Origin of the sequence: Bacillus sp. V26 (assembly GCF_034296245.1) — a bacterium.
GTDB lineage: Bacteria > Bacillota > Bacilli > Bacillales > Bacillaceae > Bacillus > Bacillus halotolerans.
Genome location: NZ_JAXKQF010000001.1, coordinates 527,129 through 542,666 on the forward strand (window position 1 = coordinate 527,129; position 15,538 = coordinate 542,666).

The 15,538-nt window shown below is 42.7% G+C and carries 16 protein-coding genes; 10 read left to right on the forward strand and 6 right to left on the reverse strand.

Annotated elements, in window-relative coordinates; all coding sequences use genetic code 11:
* Window position 1 precedes the first annotated feature (1 nt).
* The 5 genes from dnaG (at window position 2) to UJ203_RS02870 (ending at window position 5,846) form a co-directional block, all read left to right on the forward strand.
* A complete protein-coding gene (gene dnaG, locus UJ203_RS02850; protein WP_322008559.1) occupies window positions 2–1,813 on the forward strand; it encodes a DNA primase in 1,812 nt (603 codons plus the stop codon).
* A 199-nt stretch (window positions 1,814–2,012) separates the two neighbouring features.
* The gene (rpoD, locus tag UJ203_RS02855) at window positions 2,013–3,128 is read left to right on the forward strand and encodes an RNA polymerase sigma factor RpoD (protein WP_003226225.1); all 1,116 of its coding nucleotides are present in this window, start codon (window positions 2,013–2,015) and stop codon (window positions 3,126–3,128) included.
* A 328-nt stretch (window positions 3,129–3,456) separates the two neighbouring features.
* Complete coding sequence (cccA, locus tag UJ203_RS02860) at window positions 3,457–3,819, forward strand: cytochrome c550 (protein ID WP_003237051.1); 363 nt, start codon at window positions 3,457–3,459, stop codon at window positions 3,817–3,819.
* A gap of 244 nt (window positions 3,820–4,063) precedes the next feature.
* Window positions 4,064–4,732: a tRNA (adenine(22)-N(1))-methyltransferase TrmK gene (trmK, locus tag UJ203_RS02865; RefSeq protein ID WP_322009447.1), complete on the forward strand. Its 669-nt coding sequence runs from the start codon at window positions 4,064–4,066 to the stop codon at window positions 4,730–4,732.
* Window positions 4,725–5,846, forward strand: a complete 1,122-nt coding sequence (locus UJ203_RS02870; RefSeq protein ID WP_322008560.1) for a Nif3-like dinuclear metal center hexameric protein — start codon at window positions 4,725–4,727, stop codon at window positions 5,844–5,846. Before trmK ends, UJ203_RS02870 begins: the two co-directional genes overlap by 8 nt.
* 23 nt (window positions 5,847–5,869) lie before the next feature.
* Here the strand turns inward: UJ203_RS02870 and UJ203_RS02875 are convergent, their stop codons facing one another.
* On the reverse strand, window positions 5,870–6,814 hold the full coding sequence (locus UJ203_RS02875) for a 4-hydroxy-3-methylbut-2-enyl diphosphate reductase (protein ID WP_101864539.1): 945 nt from the start codon (window positions 6,812–6,814) through the stop codon (window positions 5,870–5,872).
* A gap of 123 nt (window positions 6,815–6,937) precedes the next feature.
* Window positions 6,938–7,645: a VrrA/YqfQ family protein gene (gene vrrA / locus UJ203_RS02880; RefSeq protein ID WP_322008561.1), complete on the reverse strand. Its 708-nt coding sequence runs from the start codon at window positions 7,643–7,645 to the stop codon at window positions 6,938–6,940.
* A gap of 167 nt (window positions 7,646–7,812) precedes the next feature.
* Between vrrA and cshB the strand changes: the two genes are divergently transcribed.
* A complete protein-coding gene (gene cshB, locus UJ203_RS02885) occupies window positions 7,813–9,129 on the forward strand; it encodes a DEAD-box ATP-dependent RNA helicase CshB (protein ID WP_322008562.1) in 1,317 nt (438 codons plus the stop codon).
* A gap of 9 nt (window positions 9,130–9,138) precedes the next feature.
* Window positions 9,139–10,032, forward strand: coding sequence for a deoxyribonuclease IV (locus UJ203_RS02890; RefSeq protein ID WP_322008563.1), 894 nt, complete (start codon window positions 9,139–9,141; stop codon window positions 10,030–10,032).
* A gap of 57 nt (window positions 10,033–10,089) precedes the next feature.
* On the opposite strand, the gene UJ203_RS02895 is transcribed toward UJ203_RS02890, so the two are convergent.
* Window positions 10,090–11,240 (reverse strand): IS3 family transposase gene (locus UJ203_RS02895; RefSeq protein ID WP_322008564.1). Its coding sequence is split into 2 segments (ribosomal slippage): window positions 10,090–10,958 and window positions 10,958–11,240, totalling 1,152 coding nucleotides; the frame shifts between segments, so codons are not numbered across the junction.
* 113 nt (window positions 11,241–11,353) lie between these two features.
* Window positions 11,354–11,608: a DUF2624 domain-containing protein gene (locus tag UJ203_RS02900; protein ID WP_322008565.1), complete on the reverse strand. Its 255-nt coding sequence runs from the start codon at window positions 11,606–11,608 to the stop codon at window positions 11,354–11,356.
* 116 nt (window positions 11,609–11,724) lie between these two features.
* Here UJ203_RS02900 and UJ203_RS02905 point away from each other — a divergent pair, with 116 nt between their 5' ends.
* Together UJ203_RS02905 and UJ203_RS02910 are read left to right on the forward strand one after the other, a co-directional pair.
* Window positions 11,725–12,606, forward strand: coding sequence for a YitT family protein (locus UJ203_RS02905; protein ID WP_010334965.1), 882 nt, complete (start codon window positions 11,725–11,727; stop codon window positions 12,604–12,606).
* Between the two features lie 141 nt (window positions 12,607–12,747).
* Complete coding sequence (locus tag UJ203_RS02910; protein ID WP_010334964.1) at window positions 12,748–13,185, forward strand: Fur family transcriptional regulator; 438 nt, start codon at window positions 12,748–12,750, stop codon at window positions 13,183–13,185.
* Between the two features lie 42 nt (window positions 13,186–13,227).
* Here the strand turns inward: UJ203_RS02910 and UJ203_RS02915 are convergent, their stop codons facing one another.
* A complete protein-coding gene (locus tag UJ203_RS02915) occupies window positions 13,228–13,809 on the reverse strand; it encodes a hypothetical protein (protein ID WP_322008566.1) in 582 nt (193 codons plus the stop codon).
* Window positions 13,810–13,941: 132 nt separating this feature from the next.
* Here UJ203_RS02915 and UJ203_RS02920 point away from each other — a divergent pair, with 132 nt between their 5' ends.
* Window positions 13,942–14,331 (forward strand): DUF308 domain-containing protein, encoded by a 390-nt coding sequence (locus UJ203_RS02920; RefSeq protein WP_322008567.1) that lies wholly within the window; start codon window positions 13,942–13,944, stop codon window positions 14,329–14,331.
* A gap of 25 nt (window positions 14,332–14,356) precedes the next feature.
* Here the strand turns inward: UJ203_RS02920 and ispG are convergent, their stop codons facing one another.
* The gene (gene ispG, locus UJ203_RS02925) at window positions 14,357–15,475 is read right to left on the reverse strand and encodes a flavodoxin-dependent (E)-4-hydroxy-3-methylbut-2-enyl-diphosphate synthase (RefSeq protein ID WP_174754447.1); all 1,119 of its coding nucleotides are present in this window, start codon (window positions 15,473–15,475) and stop codon (window positions 14,357–14,359) included.
* Window positions 15,476–15,538 lie beyond the last annotated feature (63 nt).

The following is a 15,538-nucleotide window of genomic DNA, read 5'->3' on the forward strand; positions in this document are numbered from 1 at the left end:
GATGGGAAATCGGATACCAGATGAAATTGTAGACAAGGTGCAAAAGTCGGCAGATATCGTTGAAGTCATAGGTGATTATGTTCAATTAAAGAAGCAAGGCCGAAACTACTTTGGACTCTGTCCTTTTCACGGAGAAAGCACACCTTCGTTTTCCGTATCGCCAGACAAACAGATTTTTCATTGCTTCGGCTGCGGAGCGGGCGGCAATGTTTTCTCTTTTTTGAGGCAGATGGAGGGCTATTCGTTTGCGGAGGCGGTTTCCCACCTTGCGGACAAATACCACATTGATTTTCCAGATGATATAACGGTTCACACCGCAGTCCGGCCAGAATCCTCCGGAGAACAAAAAATGGCGGAGGCTCATGAGCTTCTGAAGAAATTTTACCATCATTTGTTAATAAATACAAAAGAAGGTCAAGAAGCGCTGGATTATTTGCTTGCAAGAGGGTTTACAAAAGAGCTGATTGATGAATTTCAGATCGGCTATGCTCTTGATTCTTGGGATTTCATAACAAAATTTCTCGTCAAGCGGGGCTTCAGTGAAACACAAATGGAAAAAGCGGGTCTGCTAATCAGACGCGAAGACGGAAGCGGATATTTTGACCGTTTCAGAAACCGGATCATGTTTCCGATCCATGACCATCATGGAGCTGTTGTGGCTTTCTCAGGCCGAGCGCTTGGCAGCCAGCAGCCAAAATATATGAACAGTCCGGAAACGCCGCTTTTTCATAAAAGCAAGCTGCTTTATCATTTTCACAAGGCCCGACTTCATATCAGAAAGCAGGAAAGAGCTGTCTTATTTGAGGGATTCGCTGATGTCATATCAGCGGTAAACTCAGGCGTAAAAGAGAGTATAGCGACGATGGGCACGTCTCTGACAGATGATCATATAAAGATTCTGAGAAGAAACGTGGAGGAAATCATTCTTTGCTATGACTCTGATAAAGCCGGATATGAAGCCACCTTGAAAGCTGCAGAGCTTCTTCAGAAAAAAGATTGTAAAGTCAGAGTCGCTATGATCCCTGACGGATTGGACCCTGACGATTACATTAAACAGTACGGCGGAGAAAAATTCAAAAACGACATTGTCGATGCAAGCGTTACGGTAATGGCGTTTAAAATGCAATATTTCCGCAAAGGAAAGAACCTGGCCGATGAAGGCGATCGATTAGCCTACATTAAAGAAGTGCTTAAAGAAATCAGCGCGCTGTCAGGATCACTTGAACAGGAAGTCTATGTGAAACAGCTTGCTTCCGAATTTTCGATTTCCCAGGAGTCATTAACTGAGCAGCTGACTGTATTCGGCAGGCAAAACAAACCTGCTGACAGCAGCGGTGAAACGAAAACAAGAAGAGCGCATCTGACAACTAAGGCAAGGCAAAAACGGCTGCGCCCGGCGTATGAAAATGCAGAAAGGCTTTTACTGGCGCATATGCTTCGTGACAGGGGCGTCATAAAAAAAGTCATTGACCGGGTCGGGTTTGAATTTAATATTGATGAACACCGCGCTTTGGCCGCCTATCTGTACGCTTTTTATGAAGAGGGTGCCGAGCTGACGCCTCAGCACCTTATGGCCAGGGTGACGGATGATCATATAAGCCAGGTACTGTCTGATATTTTAATGCTTCAGATTAATCAAGAACTCAGCGAGGCCGAGTTATCAGATTATGTGAAAAAAGTGTTGAATCACAGAAAATGGTCAATGATAAAAGAAAAAGAGGCGGAAAGAGCCGAAGCCGAAAGGCAAAAAGATTTTTTGAGAGCGGCATCTCTGGCTCAAGAAATCGTTACTTTGAACCGATCTTTAAAATAACCGGGACAACTGATGAGGAGCTTTCATTGGCAATGATTCCTTGCGGAGGAGCAAATAGATCGCTTGACCTCATCATGAATTGTCATTTCATTATTCGCACATTGTTAAAGGCAGTTCACATAGAAAACGCCTGAATGGACCGAATAAGAATCATACCGCTTTTAGAATTCGTTGCAAGCTTTGGAAGGAGGGATCCATAATGGCTGATAAACAAACCCACGAAACTGAATTAACATTCGACCAAGTGAAAGAACAATTAACCGAGTCTGGTAAAAAACGTGGCGTTTTGACATATGAAGAAATTGCTGAGCGTATGTCCAGCTTTGAGATTGAATCAGACCAAATGGATGAGTATTATGAATTTTTAGGTGAACAAGGTGTTGAATTAATTAGTGAGAATGAAGAAACAGAAGATCCTAATATTCAGCAGCTTGCCAAAGCCGAAGAAGAATTTGACCTTAATGACCTAAGTGTACCGCCTGGTGTCAAAATCAATGACCCAGTTCGTATGTATTTAAAGGAAATCGGCCGGGTTAACCTTCTTTCTGCAAAGGAAGAAATCGCCTATGCGCAAAAAATTGAAGAAGGTGATGAAGAATCCAAACGCAGATTGGCTGAAGCGAACCTGCGGCTTGTTGTCAGCATCGCCAAACGGTACGTCGGACGCGGAATGCTGTTCCTTGACCTGATCCAAGAAGGTAACATGGGTCTGATGAAAGCCGTTGAGAAATTTGATTACCGTAAGGGTTATAAATTCAGTACGTATGCTACGTGGTGGATCAGACAGGCGATTACACGCGCCATTGCCGATCAGGCGAGAACGATCCGGATCCCCGTTCATATGGTTGAAACCATTAATAAATTAATCCGCGTACAGCGTCAGCTATTGCAAGACTTAGGCAGAGAGCCAACACCTGAAGAAATTGCGGAAGACATGGATTTAACACCTGAAAAAGTACGTGAAATCTTAAAAATAGCACAAGAGCCAGTGTCCCTTGAAACACCCATTGGTGAAGAGGATGATTCCCATCTTGGTGATTTTATCGAAGATCAAGAGGCTACTTCACCTTCAGATCACGCGGCATACGAGCTATTGAAAGAGCAGCTTGAAGACGTGCTTGATACGTTAACAGATCGTGAAGAAAATGTATTGCGGCTTCGATTCGGTCTTGATGACGGACGTACAAGAACATTGGAAGAGGTCGGCAAGGTATTTGGAGTTACGAGAGAGCGTATTCGACAAATCGAAGCGAAAGCGCTGCGGAAACTAAGACATCCTAGCAGAAGTAAACGTTTGAAAGATTTTCTAGAATAAGATGGAACGGGTCTTGCAGATCCGTTCTTCTTTTTTTAAAAAGATATATGGATAATATGCCTTTATTTTACTGAAAAATGATGTCATTTGCAAATGAACATTGTGATGAAAAATTTCAATATACCAATCCATATTTTCTATTGTAAGCGTATACAATACATTATACAATAGAATAAAAGGAATGTTAGAGAAATAGGCATGTTTTGATTCAATTTTGTATAAAGTGTGAATAAAAAACTTTTGTATGCCAATCCATTTACTTTTTGTAAAAATAAGTTAGAATTAGAAGTGTTTACATAGGGGGAAGGATCATAAAGGGGGAAGGGAAATGAAATGGAATCCGCTTATTCCATTTTTACTGATCGCTGTTTTAGGAATTGGTCTGACTTTCTTTTTATCAGTAAAGGGGCTTGATGACTCTCGCGAGATTGCGAGCGGTGGAGAAAGCAAGTCTGCTGAAAAAGATGATGCAAACGCTTCACCGGAAGACATTTACAAGGCAAATTGTATCGCGTGTCACGGGGAAAATTATGAAGGAGTTTCGGGTCCGAGTTTAAAAGGTGTAGGGGATAAGAAGGATGTCGCTGAAATCAAAACAAAGATTGAAAAAGGCGGTAATGGAATGCCTTCCGGTCTTGTTCCGGCTGATAAGCTTGATGATATGGCAGAATGGGTGTCTAAAATTAAATAAAGGATGTATCTTTCTCCTTATACGTTCTCAGGCCGCCGAGATGTTCTCGACAGCCTTTTATTTTTGTCCGTCATCCCATACTTGATGTTGTTCCTGCAAAGAAATAAACTGAAATTCATTCGCTCAGCTTGGATTCCGGGCTGATTTTTTATATGATAGAAAAGGAAAAAATGATTGAGAAAAGTTGTGATGACTAGTGAACGAATTAAAATTATCAAAACGATTACAAACAGTAGCGGAGTACATACCGGATGGAGCAGTAGTAGCGGATATTGGTTCTGACCATGCTTACCTTCCCTGTTATGCGGTGCTGAATCATAAAAACAGCAAAGCTATTGCTGGAGAAATAACAGACGGTCCATTCTTGTCTGCCAAACGGCAGGTCGAAAAATCGGGCTTAAGCGCACACATAACGGTAAGGCAAGGAGATGGCCTGGAAGTGCTTCAGAAAGGTGAGGCTGACGCCATAACAATTGCCGGTATGGGCGGGTCACTGATCGCTCATATTTTAGAAGCAGGCAAAGAAAAACTGACAGGTGAAGAACGGCTTATTTTACAGCCGAATATTCATGCCGTTCATATTAGAGAGTGGCTGTATAAAGAAGGATACGCACTGATTGATGAAGTGATTCTTGAGGAAGACGGAAAGTGCTATGAGGTGCTAGTGGCCGAAGCCGGAGACAGAGATGCAGCTTATGTCGGAATTTCTTTGCCCGCCGGAATGCTCGTAGGCCCATTTTTGGCAAAAGAAAAGAATGCTGTATTTTTGAAAAAATGGACACAAGAGCTTCAGCATACTCAAAATATATATGAACAGATCAGCCGTGCTGCAACATCTGAAGATAACAAACAGAAATTGAAGGAACTAACCGATCGAATGAAGCTATTAAAGGAGGTTATCGATCATGGCTAAAATGGTAAACGGACAGCAAGTCATCCAGCTGTTTGAACAATTTTCTCCGAAAACCTATGCAGTTGAGGGTGATAAAATCGGTCTGCAAATCGGCAGTTTACATAAACCGGTTAAAAATGTGATGGTTACGCTGGATGTATTGGAAAGCGTCGTCGATGAAGCGATTGAAAAAGATGTTGATCTAATCATTGCGCACCATCCTCCTATTTTCCGGCCGCTAAAGCATATTTCAACTGATCAGCCCGGCGGAAGGCTGATTGAAAAGTGTTTGAAGCATGATATTGCTGTCTATGCGGCTCATACTAACTTAGATGTTGCTGACGGCGGCGTAAATGATTTGCTTGCTGAGGCCTTGGAGCTGAGTGAAACTGAAGTATTGGCTCCTACTTATACCGATCCTCTTAAAAAGCTGGTCGTATACGTGCCGAAAGAATATGAGGAGCAGGTCAGAGGAGCGCTGGGAAATGCAGGGGCAGGCCATATCGGTGAATACAGCCATTGTGCGTTTTCATCTGAGGGCATTGGCAGTTTTAAGCCATTGGACGGCGCACAGCCTTTTATCGGAGAGGTAGGAGAGCTTGAGCTCGTTCATGAAGTCAGACTGGAGACTGTGTTTCCTAAAAGCATAGAAAAAGCCGTTATAAACGCAATGATAAAAAGCCATCCATATGAAGAAGTGGCTTATGATGTTTATCCTGTCGAACAGTCACCAGCTGAAAAAGGGCTAGGCCGTGTCGGAACACTTAAAAATGAAATGACGCTTCAGGAATTCGCTTTGTTTGTGAAAGACAAGCTTCAAGTGAACGGCGTCAGAATGGTGGGACAGGCTGACAGCATGGTGAAGAAAGTAGCTGTTCTCGGAGGAGACGGGAACAAGTATATCCACCAGGCAAAACGAAAAGGCGCAGATGTTTACGTTACAGGTGATCTATATTTCCATGTTGCCCATGATGCGATGATGCTTGGTCTGAATGTCATTGATCCAGGCCATTACGCTGAAAAAATCATGAAAGAAGGCGTCACAAAAAAACTGACGTCAATGTGTAAGGATAAAAAAGTAGACGTCAATATCTTTATTTCTGAAACGGATACAAATCCATTTACTTTTCTATAAAAAAAACTGAGGCTGTGAGGGCCTCAGTTTTTTGCTTTCACTTTCGGAAGGATTTTTTTGAGCGGAACATTGTGTTCGATTGTCCAAGTTGATGGGTCTTCATGATCGAACTGTTCTAAAAAGCGAATCACTTCTTTGGTGATCGGTGTCGGTGTTGAAGCTCCGGCAGTAACGGCAACTGTATTTACGCCTTTAAGCCATTCCAATTTTAATTCGCTTAGATCGCCGATTCGGTACGCTTTTGTCCCGGCTATTTCCTCTGACACTTGCGCGAGCCGGTTTGAATTGTTGCTTTTCGGGTCGCCGACAACGATCGTTAAGTCCGCTTTTTTCGCCTGTTCCGATACAGCTTCCTGCCGTACCTGGGTAGCCAGGCAAATCTCTTGGTGATATTCAACGTGAGGATATTTTTCCTTCACAAGCTCCATAATATCGTGAACATCCCATTGAGACATTGTCGTTTGGTTTGTTACGATCAATTTTTCAGCTTGGATATCGAGATTTTTGACATCTTCCGGCGTTTCAACCAAGTGAACGATATCAGGCGCAACGCCAACCGCTCCTTCCGGCTCCGGATGGCCTTTTTTGCCGATATAGATTACGTGGTATCCTTTTTCTTTCATTTCTAAGATTAAATTGTGTGTTTTCGTTACATCCGGACATGTAGCATCTATTGCGACTAATCCTTTTTCTTCGGCGATTCGTCTAACCTCGGGAGAAACGCCGTGCGCTGTAAAAATGACAGTTCCTTTGTCAACCTGCTTCAGGATGTCCAGTCGATTAGCGCCGTCCAATGTATAAATGCCATCTTCCTCAAACGCATCAGTGACGTGTTTATTATGAACAATCATCCCGAGTATATAAATGGGTCTTGGCAAGCTTTTATCCAGTGCCGCGTTTTTAGCGATTACCATAGCGTCAACAACACCATAGCAATAGCCGCGCGGCGAAATTTTAATTACGTCCATTTTCGGTTGTCCTCCAATACAGAAGTGAGTAAAGGCAATATAAAAAGCCGTAATCAAACGGCTCTAATCTTGCATTCTTCTGATCTCCATTATAGCCAAACTCACTCCAGATATCAAAGAATGTTAAATATATAATCTCGGCTTTGAACTGCCTGATGTTTTTTTCGAGGAAGGAGAGGGCGTTTCCTTTTTCTTTGAGACAGATGTTTTTGATTCTTGTTCCTTCAAGTCCGGTGCTTCTGTTTTTTTTGCAGGTGATGAACTGCTTGCTTTTGATTTTTTCTTTTCGGCAGAGTCGCTGGACGCAGTTTTCTTTTCTGTTTCTGCACTTTCTTCTGATTCTGTCTTCGTTTCTTCTTCAGTGCCCTCTGTATCATCGTTTTTGCTTAATTGACTGTAAAGCTTTATCATTGCCGGCAGATTGCGGACTAAGGGTCCGTACTGCTGGATCATAGGGGTGACTTGCTGCGCCATGCCGAGCACTTTTTGCACATTGTTGAGCATACTGGATAACGATGCCGGATTGGCGAGATTTTGAATGCCCTGCAGACCTGCTCCTCCGCCTGCGGCTGCTCCGGGGGCCCCTGTGCCTCCTGCGCCGGGCAAAAATTTAGACAGCATCCCTTTTAAGCCTGTGCCCGCCCCATTTCTAGCTCCGACGTTTGGCTGAGGAAGAAATTGCTGCCCTGATTGCTGGAAACCTTGCTGCGGCGGACCAAATGAAGGTCTTCGCATTTCAGGCGCTGTTCTTCCCATCATGCGCTGGTTTTGCATAGGGCGGGGCGGACCGGGCTGCGGATAGTTTCTCATTGGCTGCTGCTGTGAAAACATACTTGTACCTCCTTTCAGTTCTCTCTGCTATTACAATATGCATGGGTTTCGGTATTTGCTTTCCTTATCTGAATAAACAAACGCCTTCCAAACGTGGTGTTTTTAAGGTAAATCGGGTATAATGTGATGATGGACACATAATGTGCCGCTTTAAGGAGCTGGGAAAAATGAAAGAAACTAAATTTGATGTGTATGAATTGAAACCGTTTATTATAGATGCAGTACATCGCCTTGGTTTTTATGAACCGACCGATATTCAAAAAAGGCTGATTCCTGCTGTATTAAAAAAAGAAAGCGTCATTGGACAGTCTCAGACGGGAACCGGAAAGACTCACGCTTACTTGCTTCCTTTGTTAAATAAAATTGATCCTGCTAAGGATGTCGTTCAGGTGGTCATCACGGCTCCGACGCGCGAGCTTGCCAACCAGATTTATCAGGAAGCGCTGAAAATCACGCAGGGTGCAGAAGGCGATTCGATCCGTTCGAAATGTTTTATCGGAGGAACAGATAAGCAGAAAGCCATTGATAAACTGAAAACGCAGCCGCATCTAGTCGTCGGAACGCCGGGACGGATTGCGGATTTAATCAAAGAACAGGCATTAAGTGTTCATAAAGCTGAATCTCTTGTTATTGATGAAGCGGATTTAATGCTGGATATGGGATTCCTTGCAGACGTTGATTACATTGGTTCACGTATGCCAGAGGATCTGCAGATGCTTGTGTTCTCTGCAACAATTCCGGAAAAGCTGAAACCGTTTTTGAAAAAATATATGGAAAACCCGAAATATGCCCACGTGGAGCCGAAACAGGTCACTGCTGCAAAAATTGAGCATATTCTTATTCCTTCAAAGCACCGTGATAAGGACAAGCTCCTTTTCGATATCATGTCTAATCTGAACCCATACTTAGGCATTGTGTTTGCCAATACGAAAAACACTGCCGACCATATTGCCAAATATTTGATGGGCAAAGGTATGAAAATCGGACTTCTGCACGGCGGCTTAACGCCTCGTGAGCGGAAAAAAGTCATGAAGCAGATTAATGATTTGGAATTCACTTATGTAATTGCAACTGACCTCGCCGCAAGAGGTATTGATATTAAAGGTGTCAGCCATGTCATCAACTATGAGCTGCCGGATGATCTTGATTTCTATGTTCACCGTGTGGGCAGAACAGCGCGCGCGGGTTCTTCAGGACAGGCCATGACAATTTATGAGCTTTCTGATGAGGATGCATTGGTGAAGCTTGAGAAAATGGGCATTGAGTTTGATTACCTGGAGATTGAAAAAGGCGAATGGAAAAAAGGCGATGACCGCCAGCGCCGCCAAAAGCGTAAAAAGGCGCCGAACGAAGCAGATGAAATCGCCCATCGTCTCGTGAAAAAGCCGAAGAAGGTTAAGCCGGGATATAAAAAGAAAATGAGCTACGAGATGGAGAAAATTAAGAAAAAACAGCGAAGAAATCAATCTAAAAAAAGAAAGTAGGGGAACCGGTTGTTGAGAATAGGTTCACACGTCTCTATGAGCGGAAAACATATGCTTCTGGCTGCGAGTCAGGAAGCAGTCTCTTACGGGGCGAACACGTTTATGATTTATACAGGTGCGCCGCAAAATACGCGCCGAAAAAAAATTGAAGACTTAAATATAGAAGTCGGCCGCGCTCACATGCAGGAAAACGGGATCGACGAGATTATCGTACACGCGCCTTATATTATTAATATTGGCAATACGGTCAATCCGGCTACGTTTGAGCTTGGTGTTGATTTTCTCCGCTCAGAAATTGAGCGGACAGCTGCTATCGGCGCGAAGCAAATCGTCCTTCACCCGGGTGCTCATGTTGGGGCGGGAGCCGAAGAAGGCATTAAAAAAATCATTGAAGGCTTAAATGAAGTCATTGATCCGAATCAAAATGTGCAGATTGCATTAGAAACAATGGCAGGCAAAGGATCTGAATGCGGCAGAAGCTTTGAAGAGCTTGCGCAAATTATTGATGGCGTGACACACAATGAGCATTTATCTGTATGCTTTGACACATGCCATACACATGATGCCGGCTACAATATTGTCGAAGATTTTGACGGAGTGCTGAATGAGTTCGATAAAATTGTCGGTATTGACAGAATCAAAGTGCTCCATATCAATGACAGCAAAAATATCAAAGGCGCGAGAAAAGACCGTCATGAAAATATTGGCTTCGGGGAAATCGGGTTTGACGCATTGCAATATGTCGTTCATCATGAGCAATTAAAAGACATCCCGAAAATTCTTGAAACGCCGTATGTCGGTGAAGATAAAAAGAACAAAAAACCGCCGTACCGTTTTGAGATTCAAATGCTGAAAGAAATGCAATTTGACAACACATTACTCGAAAAGATTTTACAGCAATAAAAAAGCGGGGGATTAGGGGACTGACCCCCGTTTTTGAGACAGGGATCAAAACACCTTTTATACAGCCAATTGCCGATAGCTTATCGGTGATTGGCTGTTTAGTTTCGTTTGAATACGAATGTTGTTATAATAATAAATGTATTCTTTGACAGTGCGTTCTACGATGGCGGTCGTGGTTCGATCAATACTGTTAAGATAGAACGTTTCAGACTTTAGTGAGGAATGAAACGATTCGATGGAGGCATTATCAGCGGGCGTCCCTTTGCGGGACATGCTCATGGTAATGCCTTTTGTTTTAACAGCTTTCTGATACTCATAAGATGTATACACAGATCCTTGGTCACTATGCAACACGCAGTTCTGAGGCAGTGTTGGCAGTTGATCAAGTGTGTTTAAGACAAAGTCTGTGTCCTGCTTATCTCCAATCGTGAAAGCAATTACTTCTCCATTGTATACATCCAATATACTGGAAAGGTACAATTGTTTCTGTCCATAAGGCAAATATGTGATGTCCGTTACTAGTTTTTCAAGAGGATGATCGGACTGAAAGTTCCGATCTAATATATTATCAACCACGGCATATGGCTGCCCATTCTTCTTGCGCTTTTTCACCTTAACCCGGCACTGCCACTGATTTTTCTGCATGATACGCTGAACCGTTTTATGGTTAATACGCATTTCCTTTTTTAATATAGCTGTAATTTTTCGATATCCATATCGATACTTGTGCTCTCGGCACAACGTGCCGATTTGTTTTTCCAAATGGCACTTGGGATGATCTTTCATCAGGTTCTTCTTCCAACGATAATAAGACGCTCGTGAGATACCTAAATGAACACAGATATTCTGTACAGTCATTGTGCCGTGCAATACTTCTACAAGTTCAACTGACGTTTGGCTATCAACTTCCTTTCCAATTCGTTGTACTTCTTTAAAACTTCATTTTGTTGTCTCAGATAACGGTTCTCTGCCTGCAGTTTCTCTAATTCGGAAGAATACTCCGGACCTTTTCCGTAAGTGTATTGCTTACCAACAGGCTGTTCAAATCGATGTGTATCCCCAGCCTTATGCCATCTAACCCATGTCTGAATCTGTGTCTTATTCTTAATTTTTAATTTCTCCATGATCTCTTTCATAGGCACGCCTGCCAATCTCATTTCTACAGCCTTCTGCTTAACTTCAACCGGATAACTCACTCTTGTCCCCATAGAAAAAACACCTCCAAGTCTAATTTCGGCTAACAATCATCCGTTTTCAAACTTGAAGGTGTTTTTTATTTGTCTCATCTTATGGGGTCAGTCCCTTAGATCCCCCCCTTTTTTTAGCTTGTGAACTGTTTGAAAAGTTCATGAACGGTTTGGGCTGTTTCTTTTGAAGTAATGGATTCTACTTGTTTCAGCAGCCGCGTACGTTCCTGCTCATTAAAAATATTCACATTTTTCCCGTATAACAGGTTTGCTACTTCAACTGCCTGCGGTTTTGTCAGACTGATTCCGTATTGCTTGGAGTACTTCAATAAATCTTCAGCACTGGCTTGATTGAGCCTCTGCAAAATAATTCTTTGAAATAATATCATCGAACATTCCACCTCTCAGACATAATGTATGGGCAAATCAGTAAAATGTGTCAGCATTTCATGGTAAAATAGAGTCATAGTCTATTTAAAATAGTTATTGCAGGAAAGGAGATTTTATGACCCCAACAAAACAACACAAAAGAGAATCATTTACCCACTTTATATTCAGGGTCATCATGATTCTGATTGGAGCTGCGTCTGCGGCGGTAAGTATTGAATTATTTTTAGTCCCCAATGATTTTATTGATGGAGGCATTATCGGTGTATCACTTATTTTAGACCACCTCTTTATGTCAAACCCCTTTCTGAATTTCGCTGTATTCGTTGTCATCTTAAACATTCCTTTTATGATCTTCGGATATAAATATATCGGTAAGACCTTCCTCGTTTCTACTGTTATCGGGATTGTCGGCCTTGCCTTAATCGAATCCTCGCTTCACCACGTAGAAGCCATTACGACACAGCCTATTCTGGCTACAGTATTCGGAGGTCTTTTACTCGGCTTTGGTGTCGGGCTGGTGATTCGGAACGGTGGTTCAATGGACGGCACAGAAATTCTCGGTATCCTTCTAACGAAAAAACTGCCTTTTTCAGTTGGTGAGTTTGTGATGCTCATCAATGTATTTATCTTTATTTGGGCCGGTTTTGTGTTCGGTCCTGAGCAAGCTATGTATTCTTTCATGACTTACTACATTGCCATGAAAACCATTGATGCGGTCATCCAAGGGCTGGATGAAACAAAAGCTGTGATTATTGTCTCGGACCAGTATGATGAGATTTCCGACGCTATATTACACCGTCTCGGACGCGGAACAACGAAGCTGAAGGGAAAAGGCGGCTATACAGACGAGGAAAAAGATGTGATTTATGCAGTTGTCACAAGGCTGGAAGTGACCAAGCTCAAATCCATTGTGTTTGAAGTCGATGATAATGCATTTATTACAATTATGAATACTCATGAAACAAGAGGCGGTAAATTCAAAACCGCAATCCACTAGGCTTTCATTTACTTTTATTCATTTTATGGGTATAATTTTATCAGTAGTAAAGAAAATGGCTTGCTGGTCAGACAGCTGCCATTTTCTTTTTGATATATAAGATACGTTCGTTCTTAAGCAAAGCGAAAAGGGGGGCCCTTCATGAACGTACAAGAAGCGCTGAACTTACTGAAAGAAAACGGATATAAATATACAAGCAAACGGGAAGATATGCTTCAGCTTTTTGCTGATTCGGACAGGTATCTGACCGCTAAAAATGTACTGTCTGCACTAAATGATGATTATCCCGGTTTAAGCTTTGATACGATTTACAGAAACCTTTCTTTATATGAAGAGCTAGGTATTTTGGAAACGACTGAGCTCTCCGGTGAAAAGCTGTTCCGATTTAAATGCTCATTTACTCATCATCACCATCACTTTATTTGCCTGGCTTGCGGCAAAACAAAGGAAATTGAGTCTTGTCCGATGGATAAGCTCTATGATGACCTAGATGGCTATCAGATCAGCGGGCATAAATTTGAGATTTACGGGACATGCCCAAGCTGTGAACAGGAAAAGCAAGATCAACCTTCTGCGTAAGAGTTAAGGATAGAGAAAAAGGAGCCTGATCAGGCTCCTTTTTTAATTTTTCACACGTATGAAATAATGTTTATTTTCATTTATCCATTGAACCGCTTCGAGCCAGTTGTTAACTCTAATGATATTTGAATCGATCGGAAGCTGGTTATAAGGCGAATTGAATAAAATCACCGGTATACCGGCTTCTTTTGCAATCATCATTGCGTTTCCGTGATGATCCTCAAAAAACAAGTCGATGTCATGTTTTTTGACCGCTTCGACTTTATGATGCCCGCCCACGAGCTCTATGTGGTCATAATGGATGTTTTGTCTGTCAAACCATTCGAACGTAACATCGCTTAAATGAGTCCTTCTCGCCGTAATATAAATCAGCCGGTGCTCCTCTTTGAGGAGGTCAAGGGACTGTTTTGCATGGCGTGCAAGAAGTGCTTCTTTATATATGATTGCTTCATTTTGATTCATCCAATCCCAAAATTCTTCCTGTGTAATATGCAACAGTTTTGTTAAATCATAATCCGTCATATCGTTTAATGAAATGGAAAGATTAAACGAGCGGTTTAAATAAGGGACGAATGTATCCTGAGCCGTGATTGTGCCGTCAATATCTATTCCTAAGCGTAACATGCCCACACTCCTTCAGTTTCATCCTTTCAAGTGTAACATAAACAATTAACATTACCAGAAAAGTTTAGCAAACATGAATCAGCAAAAATGGATCAAACTATAAAAGCTCCTTTAATAAAACAGAAGGGGGAATTGAAGGTGGCAAACGATTACGAAAAACGTGATAACAACAGTTACTATGTAGATCATGGTTCTGAAGGAACAAATATTACCCGCGACAATGATGGTTTTTTTGAGGAAACGGCTGCTGAAATTGCAGAGCCTTTCCGTGCTTCTGACCGAAGCGGTGACCAAGAGAATGACCGCAGCGGCGGAAATGTCAATGAAGGACGGGGGATAGGGTATATCGCTTTAGCCTTGTCCATTATTTCATTGTTTGTTCTTCCCGTTTTGTTGGGAGCTGCCGGTATTATTGTCGGCTATATCGCAAGAAGAAGAGGAGTCCAAAGCCTGGGTGCATGGGCTATGGGGATTGGTGTTGTCTCATTAGTGCTTGGAATATTTATTATTCCATTTTTCTAATACAAAAAAGCTTGACGGGTTTCCGTCAAGCTTTTTGTGTTTCTTCAGCTAATTTCGCTTTTTCAGCCTCAAGTTTTGCGTAGTGCTCTTCAGCAAGTATGTCGATTTCTTTTTTCAGTTCTTCAACCATTGTTTCTTCTGGCACCTTTCGGACAATTTTACCTTTTCGGAACAGAAGGCCTTCGCCGCGTGCTCCAGCGATGCCGATATCAGCTTCTCTCGCTTCACCCGGGCCGTTTACCGCACATCCGAGAACGGCGACTTTAATCGGCGCTTTCACTTTAGAAATGTATTCTTCCACTTCGTTGGCGATACTGATCAAATCAATCTCGATACGGCCGCAAGTCGGGCATGAGATGAGGGTTGCAGCGTTAGAGGCCAAACCAAAGGATTTCAATAGCTCTCTCGCTACTTTAACCTCTTCAACCGGGTCTGCGCTTAATGAGATACGCAGGGTGTTACCGATGCCCTTGCTTAAAATCGCGCCAAGTCCTGCTGCGCTTTTTACCGTACCGGCAAACAGCGTTCCTGACTCGGTGATTCCGAGGTGAAGCGGGTAATCAAATGCTTTTGACGCTTTTTCGTAAGCCTCGATGGCAAGGTTTACGTCAGAAGCCTTCATGCTGACGATAATATCGTGAAAATCTAGATCTTCAAGAATCTTAATGTGATGAAGAGCGCTTTCTACCATGCCATCTGCTGTCGGATATCCGTATTTTTCTAAAATCCGTTTTTCCAATGAACCTGCGTTTACACCAATTCGGATGGGAATCCCTTTTTCTTTCGCCGCTTTAACGACCGCTTCGACTTTTTCACGGCGGCCGATGTTGCCTGGGTTGATTCGTATTTTATCTGCGCCGCCTTCAATGGCTTTTAACGCAAGCTTATAATCAAAATGAATGTCAACGACGAGCGGAATGGAGATGCGTTTTTTAATATCCGCAATGGCGTTTGCCGCCCGTTCATCCGGACAAGCCACCCGCACGATTTGGCATCCGGCTTCAGCCAGCCGGTTAATTTCCGCAACCGTTGCTTCTACATCATGTGTTTTGGTTGTTGTCATGCTTTGGATAACGACTTCATTGTTACCGCCTATTGTTAAAGGTCCCACTTTAACGGGACGCGTTTTTGTACGATGGGTGATTTCACTCACTTGTCAATCGCTCCTTAATTGTAGTTGCCGCTTCTAGATAGAATAAACCTAGTA